This window comes from Pseudomonas sp. AGC41 (assembly GCF_057334555.1).
Genome location: NZ_JBHFJB010000043.1, coordinates 13,319 through 17,601 on the forward strand (window position 1 = coordinate 13,319; position 4,283 = coordinate 17,601).

General features: G+C 60.4%; 5 protein-coding genes. 3 read left to right on the forward strand and 2 right to left on the reverse strand.

Annotated elements, in window-relative coordinates:
* The first annotated feature begins 177 nt into the window (after window positions 1-177).
* The gene (locus tag ACE04F_RS08445) at window positions 178-792 is read left to right on the forward strand and encodes a GNAT family N-acetyltransferase (RefSeq protein WP_486105816.1); all 615 of its coding nucleotides are present in this window, start codon (window positions 178-180) and stop codon (window positions 790-792) included.
* Here ACE04F_RS08445 and ACE04F_RS08450 read toward each other — a convergent pair.
* Window positions 758-1,651, reverse strand: coding sequence for a LysR substrate-binding domain-containing protein (locus ACE04F_RS08450; RefSeq protein WP_486105818.1), 894 nt, complete (start codon window positions 1,649-1,651; stop codon window positions 758-760). The genes ACE04F_RS08445 and ACE04F_RS08450 overlap by 35 nt on opposite strands.
* 85 nt (window positions 1,652-1,736) lie before the next feature.
* A complete protein-coding gene (locus ACE04F_RS08455; protein ID WP_486105824.1) occupies window positions 1,737-1,997 on the reverse strand; it encodes a hypothetical protein in 261 nt (86 codons plus the stop codon).
* Window positions 1,998-2,183: 186 nt separating this feature from the next.
* Between ACE04F_RS08455 and ACE04F_RS08460 the strand changes: the two genes are divergently transcribed.
* Window positions 2,184-2,741 carry an NADPH-dependent FMN reductase gene (locus ACE04F_RS08460; protein WP_486105820.1) on the forward strand — a complete coding sequence of 186 codons (558 nt, stop codon included), beginning with the start codon at window positions 2,184-2,186 and terminating at the stop codon, window positions 2,739-2,741.
* A gap of 172 nt (window positions 2,742-2,913) precedes the next feature.
* On the forward strand, window positions 2,914-4,197 hold the full coding sequence (locus ACE04F_RS08465) for an arsenic transporter (protein WP_486105822.1): 1,284 nt from the start codon (window positions 2,914-2,916) through the stop codon (window positions 4,195-4,197).
* Window positions 4,198-4,283 lie beyond the last annotated feature (86 nt).

Genomic DNA, 4,283 nt, shown 5'->3' on the forward strand with positions numbered 1-4,283 from the left:
CCCCCTCCCCCCCACAAGAGTGTGCATCGTTCAGTTGTCGGCGCAGTCGCCAGTACCTTCCAACCTGAAGTAAAGGCAGGCCATGGTTTTTCGCGTGACGTGTGAAGATTCGACAAACGAGGGCAATGGATGGCTTCGCGCCGTTGGTTGTCTCAAGGAATGAGGACCTTCCCCAGTATGCAACCGGTCATGAACCCCAAGCACCCCGGCCTGTCGGTGCGCGTCGCCGATGAAGGCTTCGCCGCCTATATCTGGGGCAGCGATTTCAGTTTTGAAGTCAGCGTCTATGGCACCGCGCAGATTGGCCGGCCGGTGAGCGATTGGCCGGTGACGCCGATTATTCCCTACCGCAAGTGCTATGGCATCGACCCTGAGGAATTCAGCAGTTTTCGCGATGCCCCGGACAGCGAAATCTTCATGGCCTACCTGGACGATCAACCGGTTGGCCATCTGGTCGTCAGCACCAATTGGAACGGGTATGCCCATATCGACGAGTTGGCGGTGCATGCACCGGCTCGCCGGCATGGGGTGGCCAAGGCGTTGCTCGACGTGGCCCTGTTCTGGAGCCGCAAGAAAAAATTGCCGGGCATCATGCTGGAAACCCAGAACAACAACCTGGGCGCCTGCCGCCTCTACGAGCGCTGCGGCTATGTGCTCGGCGGCGTCGATCACCTGCGTTATCGCGGCATTGACCGGCACACCGCCGAGGTGGCGCTGTTCTGGTACCGGTTGTTCGACGATCCACTGGGCATGACGGTCAGTGGTTCAGCATCGCCTCGGCTTGTTCCGTGATCCGTTCCAGTAACGTCTGGACCGCCGGCGAGGGCGAGGCACCTTTCAGGCTCAGTGCATAGAGGCAGATAGGTATGGCCGGCGACACCGGACAGACGTCCAGCCCTCTGTCCCTGGCCCCCAAGGCGGTAAACGGATCGACGATCGCCAGGCCTTCGCCGGCCTCGACCATTGCCCGCATCATCTGATGAGTCTGTACGCGTATCTGCACTACCGGCGCCGGGCGCAGTGCGCCAAGCTTGTGGTCGAATGCCGGGCTCAGCGGATCATGCCCCTCCAGCCCGACCAGCGACTGGCCCGCCAGATCCTGAACCGACACGTATTTCTGGCGTGGTTGCAGCCAGCCATGGGGCGCCAGCAGTTGCAGCTTGCCTTGGGCGATCATCTGGCAACCGATATCGGGGTGCTCGGGATCGTGCAGGCTCAAGCCGAGGTCGCTTTCACGCAGCAGCAGGCTCTTGACGATTTCCCGGGTCGGCTGGCTGAGCAGGGTGCACGGCGCATCCGGATGGCGCCGACGCAGGGCGGCAATGCTCAGGGGTAACAGCTGTTGGGCCAGCGGTGGGGTGCAGATGATGCGCAGGGGTGGCGCTTGATAATGTTTCAGGCTGGCGGCCAGCCGCTGTATGGGTTCGAGGGTGTCGTACAGCCGCGTGATGCCTTCGCGTAACTCCAGGGTTTCCCGAGTCGCCTGCAAGCGCCCGCGCACGCTGGCGAACAGCATGAAGCCGAGCTGGGCCTCCGCGTCGCGCAGAATCGACTCGACTTCGACTACCGGCAATTGCAGCCATTCGGCCGCAGTACCCAGGTGGCCAGTCTGCAGCAGCGCCTGGATCACTTCGATGTGGCGTAAACGCATGCAAGGGGTCCGTATCAGGCAGGTAAGCCATTGAGTGGCTAAATCCTAACCCAATTACGGCTGCGACTTCTGCTCATACAAACAGTTATAGAGCGATCTGCGTTTCAACTTGCGCCTGAGGCTGCCGTGGCGTTTCGGGCTCGCGGATCAGCTGGATGCCGGATTGCACCAGGAGGAACGTATCCTCGTCGAGTTTGTTGACCCGATCGCCAATGGCCAGCTTATAAGTGATGACATCCTTGCCAATGCCGTCTTGTGACGGGTCTGATTCTTGGAATTCATGCACCGAATAGACGCGACCTTCGGCGTCCCGTGCATGAAATTGTCCGACAAGTACTGCTGCCATTGCTTGGAACCTCTGGAAATGGATCACTCGATTTGCGGTTCTGTAGACCTTGGTCAAGCGCGGTAAGTTTTCCTACAGTAAAAAAATAGTCCGGTTGGCAGGTTTTAGGTGATCCACTGGTCCAATTGTGGTGCCGATCATCTATAACTACAGGCTCCCTTTGAGCCGATAGTCGAGAAGCCTCTCATGAGTAATGTCTACACAGTGGCGGTTTTAGTGGGCAGCCTGCGCAAGGCGTCGATCAACCGAAAGGTCGCGTTGGCCCTGGCGGACCTGGCACCGTCCAACCTGAAACTGGAAATCGTCGAAATCGGCGAGCTGCCACTCTATAACGAGGACATTGACGTCTCGCCGCCGGCGGCCTATTCCGCGTTTCGCCAGAAGGTCGGCGCGGCTGATGCGTTGTTGTTCGTGACACCGGAATACAACCGCTCCGTGCCAGCCCCGCTGAAAAACGCCATCGATGTCGGCTCGCGTCCCTACGGTCAGAGTTGCCTGAGCGGCAAGCCGGGCGCAGTGATCAGCGCCTCACCCGGTGCCATCGGCGGTTTTGGCGCCAACCATCATTTGCGCCAATCCCTGGTGTTTCTCGACGTGGCTTGCATGCAACAACCGGAAGCCTACCTGGGCGGTGCGGGAACGGCGTTTGACGAGGCGGGGAACCTGTCGGAGTCGGTAAGGCCGTTTTTGCAGAAATTCATCGATGCGTATGGCAAGTGGGTGGAGCAGCATAAGAAGGTCTGATACCACCGTGAAACCTGTTGCGAGAGAGCAAGCTCCCTCGCCACAGGTACATCCATTACTGCATAAGCCATTCAATTCCTGCTTTACCGAGTATTCGAAACTCCCTATCTTCGCCGTTCGCTGGCGCAGTTGCGTCCTGCTGTTGGTTTTTTTCCCTCCAAGGCTGTAACGCATGCTCATCGCGTCATTGATTTTCCTGCTGACCATAACGCTGGTGATCTGGCAGCCCAAGGGGTTGGGCGTCGGCTGGAGTGCCACCCTCGGTGCACTGTTGGCCTTGCTGAGCGGCGTGGTACAGGTCGGGGACATTGCCCTGGTGTGGCAGATCATCTGGAATGCCACCGGTACTTTCGTCGCACTGATCATCATCAGCCTGTTGCTGGACGAGGCCGGGTTCTTCGCTTGGGCCGCGTTGCACGTGGCCCGTTGGGGGCGGGGCAGCGGGCGCAAGCTGTTCAGCTTCATGGTGCTGCTTGGGGCGCTGGTCTCGGCATTGTTCGCCAACGACGGGGCGGCGCTGATCCTGACGCCCATCGTGATTTCCATGCTGCTGGCCCTGCGGTTCTCGCCGGCGGCAACCCTGGCGTTCGTGATGGGCGCCGGTTTCATCGCCGATACCGCCAGCCTGCCTCTGGTGGTATCGAACCTGGTGAACATCGTTTCCGCGGATTTCTTCGGCATCGGCTTCAATCGCTACGCGTCGGTCATGGTGCCGGTGAACCTGGTCAGCGTCGCGGCCAGCCTGGCGATCCTGCTGTGGATGTTTCGTCGCGATATTCCGCGTGACTACGACCCGCAGCAACTGGACGACCCGGCCAGCGCGATCCACGATACGGCAACTTTTTATGCCGGTTGGGTGGTGTTGGCGATCCTTTTGCTGGGTTGCTTTGCCCTGGAGCCGCTGGGCATCCCTATCAGCGCGATTTCGGCGGTCTGCGCTGCGCTGCTGTTGGCGGTGGCGGCTCGCGGACACAAGATCTCCACGCGCAAGGCGATGAAAGAGGCGCCCTGGCAGATCGTGATCTTTTCCCTCGGCATGTACCTGGTGGTCTATGGCCTGCGCAACGCCGGCCTCACCGGCTACCTTGCCGCCTGGCTCAATGGCTTCGCCGGTTATGGCGTGTGGGGCGCGGCCATGGGGACAGGGCTGCTGACCGCGCTGCTTTCATCAGTAATGAACAACCTGCCGACGGTGCTGATCGGCGCCTTGTCCATCGACGCCAGCCAGGCCACTGGCGTGGTCAAGGAGGCGATGATCTACGCCAACGTCATCGGCAGTGACCTCGGGCCGAAAATCACCCCGATCGGCAGCCTGGCGACCTTGCTCTGGCTGCATGTGCTGGCCCGCAAGGATATCCGCATCGGCTGGGGGTATTACTTCAAGGTCGGGATTGTGCTGACGGTGCCGGTGTTGCTGGTGACGTTGGCGGCGCTGGCTTTGCGGTTGTCGTTCTAGGCCGTGGCGACGCCTTCGCGAGCAGGCTCGCTCCCACAGGGGAATTGATTCTTCCAGGGGAATGCATCCAGATGTGGGAGCGAGCC